Annotated in this window: 11 protein-coding genes; all 11 read right to left on the bottom strand. The window is 42.9% G+C overall.

Going from position 1 to position 12,581, the window contains the following annotated elements:
- Window positions 1-67 precede the first annotated feature (67 nt).
- Window positions 68-1,075 (bottom strand): MerR family transcriptional regulator, encoded by a 1,008-nt coding sequence (locus ACLVWU_RS00055; protein WP_413576413.1) that lies wholly within the window; start codon window positions 1,073-1,075, stop codon window positions 68-70.
- Between the two features lie 179 nt (window positions 1,076-1,254).
- Window positions 1,255-1,560: an ATP synthase F0 subunit C gene (locus ACLVWU_RS00050; protein ID WP_413576412.1), complete on the bottom strand. Its 306-nt coding sequence runs from the start codon at window positions 1,558-1,560 to the stop codon at window positions 1,255-1,257.
- 37 nt (window positions 1,561-1,597) lie between these two features.
- Window positions 1,598-2,305 (bottom strand): F0F1 ATP synthase subunit A, encoded by a 708-nt coding sequence (gene atpB, locus ACLVWU_RS00045; protein ID WP_413576411.1) that lies wholly within the window; start codon window positions 2,303-2,305, stop codon window positions 1,598-1,600.
- Window positions 2,277-2,651 (bottom strand): hypothetical protein, encoded by a 375-nt coding sequence (locus ACLVWU_RS00040; protein WP_413576410.1) that lies wholly within the window; start codon window positions 2,649-2,651, stop codon window positions 2,277-2,279. The genes atpB and ACLVWU_RS00040 overlap by 29 nt, the downstream gene beginning before the upstream one ends.
- The gene (locus ACLVWU_RS00035) at window positions 2,648-2,878 is read right to left on the bottom strand and encodes an AtpZ/AtpI family protein (RefSeq protein ID WP_413576408.1); all 231 of its coding nucleotides are present in this window, start codon (window positions 2,876-2,878) and stop codon (window positions 2,648-2,650) included. Before ACLVWU_RS00035 ends, ACLVWU_RS00040 begins: the two co-directional genes overlap by 4 nt.
- Window positions 2,878-3,675: a tetratricopeptide repeat protein gene (locus tag ACLVWU_RS00030; protein WP_413576407.1), complete on the bottom strand. Its 798-nt coding sequence runs from the start codon at window positions 3,673-3,675 to the stop codon at window positions 2,878-2,880. The genes ACLVWU_RS00035 and ACLVWU_RS00030 overlap by 1 nt, the downstream gene beginning before the upstream one ends.
- Window position 3,676: 1 nt before the next feature.
- Window positions 3,677-6,166 (bottom strand): DNA gyrase subunit A, encoded by a 2,490-nt coding sequence (gene gyrA, locus ACLVWU_RS00025; RefSeq protein WP_413576406.1) that lies wholly within the window; start codon window positions 6,164-6,166, stop codon window positions 3,677-3,679.
- Window positions 6,167-6,189: 23 nt separating this feature from the next.
- Complete coding sequence (gene gyrB, locus ACLVWU_RS00020; protein ID WP_413576405.1) at window positions 6,190-8,610, bottom strand: DNA topoisomerase (ATP-hydrolyzing) subunit B; 2,421 nt, start codon at window positions 8,608-8,610, stop codon at window positions 6,190-6,192.
- An 86-nt stretch (window positions 8,611-8,696) separates the two neighbouring features.
- Window positions 8,697-9,821: a DNA replication/repair protein RecF gene (gene recF / locus ACLVWU_RS00015; protein ID WP_413576404.1), complete on the bottom strand. Its 1,125-nt coding sequence runs from the start codon at window positions 9,819-9,821 to the stop codon at window positions 8,697-8,699.
- Complete coding sequence (dnaN, locus tag ACLVWU_RS00010; RefSeq protein WP_413576403.1) at window positions 9,821-10,927, bottom strand: DNA polymerase III subunit beta; 1,107 nt, start codon at window positions 10,925-10,927, stop codon at window positions 9,821-9,823. The genes recF and dnaN overlap by 1 nt, the downstream gene beginning before the upstream one ends.
- A gap of 235 nt (window positions 10,928-11,162) precedes the next feature.
- On the bottom strand, window positions 11,163-12,581 hold the full coding sequence (gene dnaA, locus ACLVWU_RS00005) for a chromosomal replication initiator protein DnaA (protein ID WP_413576402.1): 1,419 nt from the start codon (window positions 12,579-12,581) through the stop codon (window positions 11,163-11,165).

The following is a 12,581-nucleotide window of genomic DNA, read 5'->3' as shown; positions in this document are numbered from 1 at the left end:
GGCCGCACAACCGTAGCGGGTGTAGATGTTGCTTTTCTGAAAGACACACCTAAGTGTACCAAGATATTTAAGACTTAATTTCTACAACTTGTCCTATCAGATCTTCTTTAGATAAACCTAGATGCATAACTGCAGCATATGAAGACAGTAGAGCGACTTCCTCTTCAAAAGCTAAAATACGTTTCAAACGAAGCTCAACCTTAGGTTTGGTAAGGTTAAATCCATAGATTTCCACCTCTTCGCCGTCACCAATGATGCCGCCAATATTTTGAATTTGTGGCTCGAGTGCCCGGTTTTTCGAAAAATAGAAAATTCGCCCTTTTTGAACAATCTTTTGAGCGGCAATCGAAATTGAAGCGCGATCATCGGCATTTATCACAGTCGTCACGTGGGGACCAATGCCTGCGAACAAACGGAGATAGTTATTTTCTAGCTCGGTAGTATGATCACTGACACTTTTAATAACAATGACGTCAGCGTTAATATTTAACACACCTTCATCACTGAGGTTCCTTTCTGGCAGAACCAAAATATATGGTTTCTCTTCAGGAAGGGTGAATCCCTGGGTCCATTGGTAAATTGGAGTTTCTTGGCCTGCATTGCGGAAGTGCTGTTGGATGTAGTTTGCCGTTTTCTCTAAACCATCGCAGCCGGAAATTAGAATTGAAACTTTCCCATAATAACTCATAATCGCTCTCCTTTGTTCGGCCCCCAAGGGCTCGTTTTTCTTTTCCAAGGAGGAAAGGATTTTTTCGATCTGATTTTTCTGGGACTGCAATAATTCGGACTGATCAGAAATCACTTTCAAGCGTGCACTCATCGACACCGACATCTTTTCAGAATCGAGTTCATGATCTGTTTGCAGCAACGCTTTGATCTCTGCCAAAGTGAACCCAAGATCTTTGAATTCCTTTAAGCGGTGAGCGATCTCCAATTGGGCTTCATCGTAATAGCGATAGCCGTTATCGCCACGCACGTGGGACTTCAACAGCCCCATGTCTTCATAAAGACGGAGTGCCTTGGCTGAAACGCCGATCTCTTTTGCGAATTGTCCGATAGTAAGCCAGTTCTTCATCCTAACCTCGTGTTATTTATCGAGGTTGTCCCAAGGGCAAGGTAAATAGAAAAATGAAGGGCATTTAAAATAAAAAAAGGCCGGGATAAACCCAGCCTTCTTAAAATCATTTCTGATCTTTTTAGTTCTGCAGCCAAGGCTGCGCCAAACTACTCCGACGAAGTCGGAGTGTAAGCAAACTAAGAAAGTTTCAAAGCGATGATCAACGCGTAGATAACTAGAGACTCGATAAGAGCTAGACCCAAGATCATTGGGATCAAAAGCTTACCAGAAGCCGCTGGGTTACGAGCGATACCATCAAGTGCTGTAGCAGCAGTTTTACCTTGAGCCATAGCGCCACCGAATACCGCTACTGCGATAGTCAATGCAGCTGCGATAGCAACCATACCACGGTCAGAAGTTGTAGCAGCAGTAGCTACTGCTTCTTGTGCGAATGCTGGAGCTGCGGCGAACATAGCAACTAGTGCAACGATCATTTTTTTCATGTGTTTCTCCTTTAGAGAACGGTTAAATATTTGCTTCTTAGTGGTCGTGTGCAATCGCGAATGCTACGTAAACCATTGAAAGCAAAGTAAATACAAAAGCCTGAACAAAGCATACGAACAATCCCATGATATAGAATGGAATTGGTACACCGATTGGTACTAGATCCAAGAACACGGATAGTACCGTATGGTCACCCATCATTACGTTCGCAAGACGAAGACCCAATGAGAATGGACGAACCAAGTGAGAAACGATTTCGATCACGAACATCAACGGAGCCAGGAAGATAACCGGGCCCATGAAGTGCTTAAGGTAAGCAACAGGTCCGTTTTCTTTTACACCTTGGAAGTTGTAGAACAAGAACATCAAGATACCGAAACCGAAAGTCGTGTTGATGTTTTCAGTCGCCGGAGTCATGCCCGGAAGCATACCGATCAAGTTATTGAATACGATGAAGAAGAATACAGAAGTGAAGAACGGAACATAGTGCTTACCATGTTCACCGATGACCATGTCAGAAAGACCCGACATCATCTCCGTTAGCATTTCCATGATTCCGCGAAGAGAAAATTTATCCGCAGGAAGAACAGCAGTTTCACCTTTACCCAAAGATGCACGAGCCATCAAACCGATACCGATAGTTGCAACAGTAGCCACAGCCAAAGTTGCTACGTGATAATACTCAAGGCCTACACCTGGAACTAGTTGTGTCCAGTTAAACGGGTGGTGTGCTCCTGCCGCCATCTTCTTTTTCCTCTCTCAACGCTTCACTGATCGCATAATAAATTGCTGAAACAATAAAGCTAGCAACACCCACAGCAAATGCGATTGGTGAAAACCAAACGAGTTTAACCAGAGTGAAGATAATAATGCCTAAAATCGCGTACTTAAATACAATGAGGGAGACGGCTAGGGCAACCAATTTCTTTTGGAAGATCAACCCGTACCCCAAGCCCATCAAGGCAAAGCTAATAAAGATAGTTAGGGAGCCCCAAAGGAAGGAATCCGCATGATTAGGTGCAGCAAAAAACAGCATGGCAAGGTAGCCAATGACTGTGATGAGGGCCTGACAAATTAAAACTCTTTTCATTTACCTAGGTTCTTTTTGGCGTTTTCTTTTTCTTCCTGGGCTTCCATGCGCTTTAAAAGCCAGATAACACGCACGAGCCAGCCCACTAAGGCTGCCAAGCTTAAACCAACAAAGGCCATTCCCTTAGTTTGGTATTTAGTATCCAGGAGTTCGCCCAAGTAAAAACACCCGATGATCAAGCCGACAAGTTCGAAGCCGATGGATGCAAATATTATATACTTTCTCATTACTTCCTAAAGCCTTTCGCACCCGGCGCATTCTTCATACGCTCCTGAAGTCGCTTAATACGAAGTTCTATATACTCTGGCGGACTGTATTTGTCGCGGTAACCTTCAAGAACCTTGATCGCATCCTTGAAATTGTCATTTTCCTCATAACAAACTGCTAGCACCAGTCCGACGTTCTCTTGAATCGATCTTTGCGGGTACTTATCGATGATGCCTTTGAAAATATCGATCGCTTTCACAAACTCTTTTTTGGCGACCAGGATATTACCTTTAAGCATCAACGCCTGAAAGCGAATGTTGTCGTCAGATTTTAACCGCAGCAAAGAATCGATTTCGGATTCAGCCTGGAAAAAGTTGTTCATGTAGTAATTCGCGCGAGCAATGCTCATCTGATATTGGGAGGCCTCTAAATCAGTATGAGGCATTTGTTGAAGCTTGCTGAACTCAACAATTGAAGCCTGATAGTTCTGAAGATTGTTAAAGTAAATCTCAGCAATTTGTTTTTGCGATTGAACGCGCTCTTTTTCATCCTTCGAGTGAAGAACGATAAAGCGATGATAGTTGATGGTGCGTTCATAATCTTTTAGTTCAAAGAATGAAACCCGGGCAGCTTCACGAGCGGCTTCAAGGGGATACTCGGATTCATTATTACGAAGAATGACTCGGTCGAAATAATCCAGGGCAACTTTGTAGTTACCCTGGTTCACATTTTTTTCTGCGAGCTTGAAATCGCCCTTCTCCTGGGAGGAGCAGGCAGAGAGGAGTAATAGTAAAACAACCAATACTCCTCTGATCATACTAGTGAGTCACTCCTTCAGGAGCAGAAGAAGCAGCAGGAGTCTCGTCTGAGTGATCATCTTCAACCACTGCCAAGCCAGTTACTGTTTCGTCTTTTTCGTCGATGTTGATCAAACGAACACCCTGAGTATTACGACCCAACACAGAGATATCCGTCATTTTCATACGGATAACCTGACCGTTGTCTGTAGAAAGAATCAATTCGTGTTTCTCTGAAACTTTCTTAGTTCCTACAACCATACCAACTTTGTCAGTCGTTTTCTGAGTGATGATACCTACACCACCACGAGACTGAACGCGGTATTCGCCCACTTCTGAACGTTTACCGTAACCCTTAGAAGTCACCATCAAGATCGTGTCTGGAGTGTTTTTCTCAAGAACTTCCATCGCAACAACCACGTCATCTTTTGCAAGAGTGATTGCTTTCACACCACGAGCTGTACGCCCCATGCCACGAACATCGTTTTCGTTAAAGCGGATGGACATACCTTCTTTAGTAGCGATGAATATGTCTGACTGACCATCAGAAATCTTAACAGCAATGATACCATCATCAAGATCTGTTGTAAGTGCAATAACACCTGCAGTTCTTGGATTCGCAAAAGAATCCAAAGAAGTTTTCTTGATGATACCTTTTTCAGTCAACATCACTGCAAATTTGTTTTCGTTAAACTCATCAACCGGCAAGATCGCGCGAACGCTTTCGCCGGAAGCAAGCTGAACCACATTCGCCAAAGACTTACCTTTGGAAGTTCTGCTGCCCAGTGGAAGTTTGTGAACTTTCACCCAGTAAACTTTACCTTTGTCAGTGAAGACAAGAAGCATAGTTTTAGTCGAAGCAGAGAACAAATCTGTTACGTAGTCTTCTTCTTTCGTTTCCATGCCTTTCAAACCTTTACCGCCACGTTTTTGCACGCGGTATTCAGCTGTTGGCATACGCTTGATAAGACCTGTGTTTGTGACAGTCACAACCATGTCTTCGTCAGCGATCAGATCTTCGTCTTCGATATCATCCAGGCTACCTTGTAATTGAGTACGACGAGGATCCGCATAGCGTTTCTTCATATCTTCAAGTTCGCCTACGATGATTTTGTAAATTTCGCGAACGTCAGCCAAAACGAATTTCAACCAGTCGATAGTTTTTTGAAGTTCAGCAAGTTCTTCGATGATTTTATCACGCTCTAAACCAGTTAAACGTTGCAAACGCATTTCCAGGATTGCAACTGCTTGACGTTCGGAGAATTCGAATTTGGACATCAAGGCTTCGCGAGCCGCATGTGCTTCCTTGGAAGCGCGGATCGTTTTGATAACTTCTTCGATGTGATCCAAGGCTTTTTTCAAACCTTCAAGGATGTGAGCACGTTCCTGAGCTTTTTTTAGTTCGAAGATACAACGTTTCGTAACAACGTCACGACGGTGATCTACGAAAGCCTCAAGCATGCCTTTAAGATCGAATGTAACCGGTTGGTTTTTAGCATCAAGCGCAAGCATGATGATACCAACGGAAACTTGCATTTGAGTGAATTTGTACAAGCGATTCAAAATAACGGAAGCGTTTTCGCCACGTTTTAGATTGATAACGATACGCATGCCTTCACGAGAAGATTCATCGCGGATATCAGAGATACCTTCGATCGCTTTATCACGAACCAGATCAGCGATGCTTTCGATAAGTTTCGCTTTATTAACTTGGTAAGGAATCTCTGTGATGATGATGTCTTCGCGATCTTTGTTCGGAGTAATTTCCGCAACCGCTTTAAGTGAAATGATACCGCGGCCTTTTTTGTAAGCCTGCAAGATACCTTCACGACCTGCGATAACACCCGCAGAAGGGAAGTCAGGACCTTTGATATGCACCATTAGGTCTTCAAGTTGGCAAGTAGGGTTGTTAATCAAATGGATTGTACCATCGATCACTTCGCCCAAATTGTGTGGCGGAATATTTGTCGCCATACCAACCGCGATACCTGAAGAACCATTTACAAGAAGGTTCGGGAATTTCGCCGGAAGAACCAAAGGAATTTGCAAAGAGTCATCGTAGTTCGGACCGAACGCGACAGTTTCTTTTTCCAAATCATTCAGAAGTTCTTCTGCCATCGGTGTCATACGGATCTCTGTGTAACGCATAGCTGCTGCGCTATCGCCGTCGATGGAACCGAAGTTACCCTGGCCATCTTCAAGCGGGTAGCGAAGAGAGAAATCCTGGGCCATACGAACCATTGTTTCGTAAACAGCCGAGTCACCATGTGGATGGTATTTACCGATTACGTCACCTACCACACGGGCAGATTTCAAATACGGTCTGTTATGACGGTTGTTCATTTCGCTTTGTGCGAAAAGAACGCGACGATGTACTGGTTTCAATCCATCGCGCACATCTGGAAGAGCACGGCCAACGATTACTGACATCGAGTACTGAAGGTATGCTCCACGCATTTCCTTACTGATATCAACTACCGTGACGCCTTTTTCTTGATTACTATTTTCCATATTCAATCACCAATACTTAAAAATTAAACGTCTAAGCTACGCGCAAGAAGAGCATTTTCGTGGATAAAGTTACGACGAGGCTCAACCATCTCACCCATCAGGATCGAGAATGTTTCGTCAGCCGCAACAGCGTCTTCAATAGAAACTCTTAGAAGAGTTCTGTTTTCCTTGTTCAGTGTGGTTTCCCACAACTGCTCCGGATTCATCTCTCCCAATCCTTTATAGCGCTGGATATAGATTCCTTTTTTCGTGGATTCCATAACGTGTTCATAGAACTCGTTGTAGCTTTCGAATTGAAGTTCGTTTTCACCCTCAATGATCGTAAGTGGCAACGTACTGATGCCTTGGATTTGACCCCAGATCTTACGAAGCTCGATCATTTCTGAAGAGCGTAAGCTGTCCAGACTGAACTTTGTTGTCATGCGATCTGCATAACGAACAGTGTAGATGTCTGCGTAGGGTTTTCCAGTAGTTTCGTCGTTTTTAACTTCAGCTTTGAACTCTGTGATTCCAAGTTTTGGATCCGCATTCACCCAAGCTGTCATATCAGCAAGAACTGACTTGATCTTGCCTTCATCGCCCAAAGTTTTTTCAAGGTCAGCAACTTTGCTTAGCATGAAATACAAAACATCTTTGTCGTATTTTTTCGATGAAACTTTAATCAAACTGTTCAATCTTTGAATATTCAAGATCAATTGGCGAAGCTCAGCTTCAGGTAAGTTTTCTTTGCCTTTGATTTTGAAGTTATTCAGACCTGAGCTCAAAAGATACTCAGTCAACGCAGCTTCATTTTTCAAGTAAGTTTCTTCTTTACCTTTTTTCGCACGGTACAATGGTGGCTGAGCGATGTAGATATAACCACGCTCAAGAACCAATGGCATTTGACGATAGAAGAACGTCAAAAGAAGAGTCATGATGTGAGATCCGTCGACATCGGCATCGGTCATGATGATGATTTTGTGATAACGGATTTTATCCACATTCACATTGTCTTTACCGATACCAGTACCAAGTGCAGAGATAATAACTTTGATCTCTTCAGAAGAAATGATTTTATCAAAACGTGCTTTTTCTACGTTTAGGATTTTACCCTTCAAAGGCAAGATCGCTTGCGTACGACGATCACGACCTTGTTTCGCGGAACCTCCCGCGGAGTCCCCTTCCACCAGGTATAGTTCGCAAAGTGCAGGGTCACGTTCTTGGCAGTCCGCCATTTTACCTGGCAAAGAACCACCATCAAGAGCTGTCTTACGACGAGTTAGATCACGTGCCTTACGAGCGGCCTCACGAGCACGCGCAGATTCAACGCACTTCATGATAACGTTTTTTGAAATAGACGGATTGCGATCCATCCAGTCAGCCAATTTTTCATTTACCAAAGACTCAACGATACCTTTAACTTCGGCATTACCCAGTTTAGTTTTCGTCTGTCCTTCGAATTGTGGTTCACGAACCTTTACGGAGATAACTGCTGCCAAACCTTCACGGATGTCTTCACCCTCAAGATTTGTTTTCAAATCTTTCAAAAGATTTTTCTCAGTCGCGTAAGCATTCGTTGTACGAGTTAGTGCCGCACGGAAACCAACAAGGTGAGTACCACCTTCGTGAGTGTTGATGTTGTTGCAATATGTGAAAATGGATTCAGAGTATGAATCATTCCACTGCATTGCGATTTCAACGTCGACATTGTCTCTTTCACCTTTGAAGTAAACGACTTCGTTATGAAGAGATTTTTTAGATTGATTCATGTATTTAACGAACTCAGCAACACCTTCCGCATATTGGAAATCTTGTTTTTTGCCTGTGCGTTCGTCAGTTAAAGAAATATGAAGACCCGCATTTAGGAATGCAAGTTCACGAAAACGATTTGCAAGAGTCGCGAAATCGTAAGTGATCGTTTCGTCTTTGAAAATTTCGCGGTCTGGTTTGAAAGTTACTTTTGTTCCAGTTTTTGTAGAAGCTTCACCTTGTTCAACCGGCGCCAGGATTTTACCTTGTGCGTAGTTTTGTCTCCAGAAATGACCATCACGCTGAACTTCAACATTCACGCGAGTAGAAAGCGCATTTACAACGGAAGCACCCACGCCATGCAGACCACCAGAAACTTTGTAACCACCACCGTCGAATTTACCGCCGGCGTGAAGAACGGTCATAACGACTTCAAGAGCTGATTTCCCAGTTTGTTTTTGAGTCGCAACAGGAATTCCACGACCGTCGTCTTCGACCGTGATGGATTCATCTGCATTGATTGTAACTTTGATAGTTTTGCAATATCCCGCAAGATGTTCGTCTACCGAGTTATCCACAATTTCATACACAAGGTGATGATAACCTTTGAACTGTGTATCACCGATATACATACCGGGACGTTTACGAACGGCCTCGAGACCTTCGAGAACCTGAATTGAATCCGCTGAATAGGATTTTTGTTCTTCTACTGACACTGTAACCCCTCATTGCTTTGCATACTCCTCGACGCTGTCGAGCAAGTCGCGTTCATACTTTCACAACAGTTTAAAAACTGAAGTGACTAATCAAGAATGTTGCCATCCTTGATGCGCACTACGGAAAGCTGATCGAGGCTGAATGACTCAGGCAATGTGAAGTCCGTGGTCGTAACAAAAATTTGAGTGTTGATCTCGTGTAAGAACGTAATCAGCGCATCTCTTTTGGTTTTATCGAGCTCGGATAAGACATCGTCTAACATCAGCACAGGATAGGTCCCGTGAGCCTTCCTATGATACACAATTTGAGCCATTTTGAAAGAAAGAATGATGGCTCTTTGCTGCCCTTGGCTACAAAAAAATCTTGAGTCTTTTCCACCATATAGGAACACGATGTCGTGTTTGTGCGGCCCTACCAAACTGGTTCCAGATGAGAGCTCCGCATCATGCAATTCTCCGAGACGTTTTTCGAGTAACATTTGGACCTGTTCTCGAGAGAAGTTCACAGCATTTTCATCGGAAACCAGGTATTCCACTGAGATATCCACAGAAGATGTGCCAGAAATGTATTGCATGGCATTATTAAAATCTTTAGCCAAACCTGCCAATGCAGTGATGCGAGCATGGGTTAAATCCGTCGCTAAACGCACAAATTGGGGGTTTATGGACTCTAAGAGGTCCTGGGTAATGGTTCGGGTTGCTTCGCCCTCAACAAAGTTCTTAAGGATCTTATTGCGCGTCTTCAATGCTTTTCGAAAGTCCGCGATCAAATCAGTATTCTTACGATCGAAAGTAATTAGCAGTTCATCAACCAGGCCACGACGATGATCAGCACCTTCCTTGATGGCTGCCAAACTTTCCGGACTGAACACGACACTGGCAAATATTTTACGAACATCCGCAGAGGTCACGCGTTTTTCATTCAATGTTAAAACTTTGCGACTTTTCGTCAGACCCAATTTTAATTTGTAGTGAAGGTCGTTCTGAGTAATCAGTGCCTGAATAAGCGATTCCTGATTATTCGAATTGATCATGGTGGAGTTGTCAGAGTAACGAAATGAATCTCCCTGGGAGATCATGTACATTGCTTCGAGCAAGTTTGTTTTCCCCTGGCCGTTGTCACCGACAAATACATTTACACGAGGGGAAAACTTCAGGACTACGTCTCGGTAGTTACGAAAGTTTACAAGACGTAGTCGTTCAAAAATCATCAGATTCTCATTGGCATAACAACGCAAGTGTAAGAAGCGTCGTTATGAGGTCTCATCAAGCCAGGTGACAAATGATCATTCAATTCAAAATCAATCTTGTCATGGGTCATGCTGGTAAGAATGTCAGTGATGTACTTAGCATTGAAACCAATTTTGATTTCGCCGCCAGCATATTCAACTTCGATTTCTTCTTTGGCATCACCCAGTTCAGGATTGTTCGAAGAAATTTCCATACGGCCGTTTGAAAGATTCAACAATACCGCTTTGGATTTTTGATTCGCCAAAAGAGAAACGCGTTTTAGTGAAGTCAGGAAAGCTTCCTTGTTGATCATCACTTTTTGCGTCAGCTTCTGTGGAATAAACTGTTGATAATTCGGGTACTTTCCTTCGATCAAACGAATCATCAGAATTGTTGATGAGTGTTTAAGTACGAATTGGGAGCCTTCCACAGCTATTTCCACATTGCCATCGATACCTTCAAGAATTTTTTTGATTTCATGAAGACCTTTACGAGGAATGATCACACCCTGTGTGGCAGAAACTTTTACGTCAGTAGAAGTTTTGCTAACCAAACTCATACGGTGTCCATCAGTCGCAACCATTTTGAAACCGGCTTGAGGATTCAATTCGAAAAATACGCCGTTCAAGTGGTAACGAGTTTCATCGTTCGATACAGAGTAAATTGTTTTATCAATCATCTCTTTCAAAACTTGTGCATCAATTTTGATGAAAGCTTGAGAGTTGTATGTTGGGAAGATCGGATATTCCTCTGCAGAGATTCCCACAATCTTGGATGTGTATTTCCCTTGTTTGATTTCCAACCAGTTGTTTTCTTTTTTGATTAGTGTGATTGGACCTTCAGAAAGTTCTTTAGCAATTTCGAAAAGACTTTTTGCCGATACCGCTACTTTACCTGGTTGATGAACTTGAGCTTTGATTTGGTCTGTAAGACTTACTTCTAAATCTGTTGCGAATACTTTCAGTAAGTTTTGATCAGCTTCAAGAAGAACATTGATGAGAATTGGCATTGTATTGCGCTTCTCAACGATGTTTTGAGTTTTACCGATAAGGCTTAATAGATCTCTTTTATCAATTTCGATCTTCATAACAAATCCTTCTTAAAACACCCTTCTTATTATCTATTACTATTAATATAAATAACTAGTAGTAGTAGTAGGGGCGTGGAAAACCTAACAAATCCTCTAAGTACGTGTAAACACTAAAAAACAGTTGTGGATAAAGCCTCTGTACAAGTCGGGCTGAATTTGGCGAATTTTGGGGGTAACTCAGATCCACATTTCTTCCCCCAGATTCTTCCACAACTCTATCCACAGTCCACATTCACACTCCTGTGATATTGTGGATTCTTGTCTCTAAATCCTCGACATCTTTAGCGATATCTTGATCCGTCGCCTGTAGACTCTTCACTCGATCCAGCGCGTTCATCACGGTAGTGTGATCTTTTCCGCCGAATGCTTTACCGATATCCACCAATGACTTGTCCAAAAATTTCTTAATTAAGTACATGGCAATTTGACGTGGAACGACAATTGGCTTGGCGCGTGTAGAGGATTTTAGATCCAAAACACGTACCTTAAAGTGATCCGCAGTCAGTTTCATAATCTCTTCAACAGAGATCGTGGATTGAGTTTCATGATGTGAAAGGATGCGCTTCACAAGTTCACCATCGATCGGCAATCCTTGAAGCTCAGAGAACATCTTAACCTTCTTAAGATTGCCTTCCAGCTCTCTAATAGAACGTTTGGATATGCGTGCAATGTGATGAACAACGTCTTCAGGTAGACGCATATTATACTTTTCAGCTTTATATCTAAGGATAGCGATACGAGTTTCCAAATCCGGCATCGTAATATCAGCAATCAAGCCGCGTTCAAGACGGGTGCGGCTGCGATCTTCCAGGCCGTGGATATCCTTCGGCATGCGATCACTAGCCAGGATAACCTGCTTACGCGAATCAATAAAACTATTCACAGTGTGGAAGAACTCTTCTTGAACCGCTTCACCACGCGCAATGAACTGTACGTCATCGACTAAAAGAATATCTGAATTTTCGCGGTACTTTTGACGGAACTTATCCATTTCATGGCGGCGAATCGCTGAAATACACTCATTCATAAAGCGTTCAGCTGATAGGTAAGTAATTCTAAGATGCTGAAATTGCTCGCGAATATGATTTCCAGCGGCATGCAAAAGATGGGTTTTACCCATCCCAACCGGTCCATATATATAGAGAGGGTTATAATCATCAGCCCCTGGGTTGCGAGCTACGTTAAAACAAGCAGCATGAGCGAATTCAGAATTTTTACCCACGACGAAGGTCGAAAAGGTTAAATCCACATTTAATGAGTCACTGGACCTAGGTTGAGTAGTCTGGATAGCCTGAGCACGTGACAATTGAGCTTGAAGAACTTCAGAACCTTGACTAGTCGGAGCTTCTTCAAAAGTGGCAGTTGTTTCAATATGCGTATTTACTTTGGCCCCAGTAACATTGAACTCAACCTCGAAAGGACGCTGGTAAGTATCTGAAATCTCAGTATAAATTTTATCCTGAAGATTCTCGATCACGAAATACTGGTGAAGGGCGTTGGGTACTCCGAGTATCAATTTGGGACGCTCAAAGGAGCCTCCAGTACTGATATACTCAATAGGGTCTAGCCACGTATCTAATAACTTATTGTTATCATTACGACTTTTCATTTTTGTCTTAATCAATGTCCAAAAAGAAGCGTTTAACTCCAT

The sequence above is a fragment of the Bdellovibrio sp. HCB290 genome (genome assembly GCF_047305925.1).
Classification (GTDB): domain Bacteria; phylum Bdellovibrionota; class Bdellovibrionia; order Bdellovibrionales; family Bdellovibrionaceae; genus Bdellovibrio.
Note: the sequence above shows the minus strand (reverse complement) of the source record. Positions and strands in the feature narration are given on the sequence as shown.

Bases quoted from the DNA above. Each gene is read 5' to 3' on its own strand.
- dnaN (WP_413576403.1), bottom strand. From the start codon at position 10,927: ATGAAGATCGAAATTGATAAAAGAGATCTATTAAGCCTTATCGGTAAA.
- ACLVWU_RS00030 (WP_413576407.1), bottom strand. From the start codon at position 3,675: ATGATCAGAGGAGTATTGGTTGTTTTACTATTACTCCTCTCTGCCTGC.
- ACLVWU_RS00050 (WP_413576412.1), bottom strand. From the start codon at position 1,560: ATGAAAAAAATGATCGTTGCACTAGTTGCTATGTTCGCCGCAGCTCCA.
- ACLVWU_RS00035 (WP_413576408.1), bottom strand. From the start codon at position 2,878: ATGAGAAAGTATATAATATTTGCATCCATCGGCTTCGAACTTGTCGGC.
- ACLVWU_RS00040 (WP_413576410.1), bottom strand. From the start codon at position 2,651: ATGAAAAGAGTTTTAATTTGTCAGGCCCTCATCACAGTCATTGGCTAC.
- gyrA (WP_413576406.1), bottom strand. From the start codon at position 6,166: ATGGAAAATAGTAATCAAGAAAAAGGCGTCACGGTAGTTGATATCAGT.
- ACLVWU_RS00055 (WP_413576413.1), bottom strand. From the start codon at position 1,075: ATGAAGAACTGGCTTACTATCGGACAATTCGCAAAAGAGATCGGCGTT.
- recF (WP_413576404.1), bottom strand. From the start codon at position 9,821: ATGATTTTTGAACGACTACGTCTTGTAAACTTTCGTAACTACCGAGAC.
- dnaA (WP_413576402.1), bottom strand. From the start codon at position 12,581: ATGGAGTTAAACGCTTCTTTTTGGACATTGATTAAGACAAAAATGAAA.
- atpB (WP_413576411.1), bottom strand. From the start codon at position 2,305: ATGGCGGCAGGAGCACACCACCCGTTTAACTGGACACAACTAGTTCCA.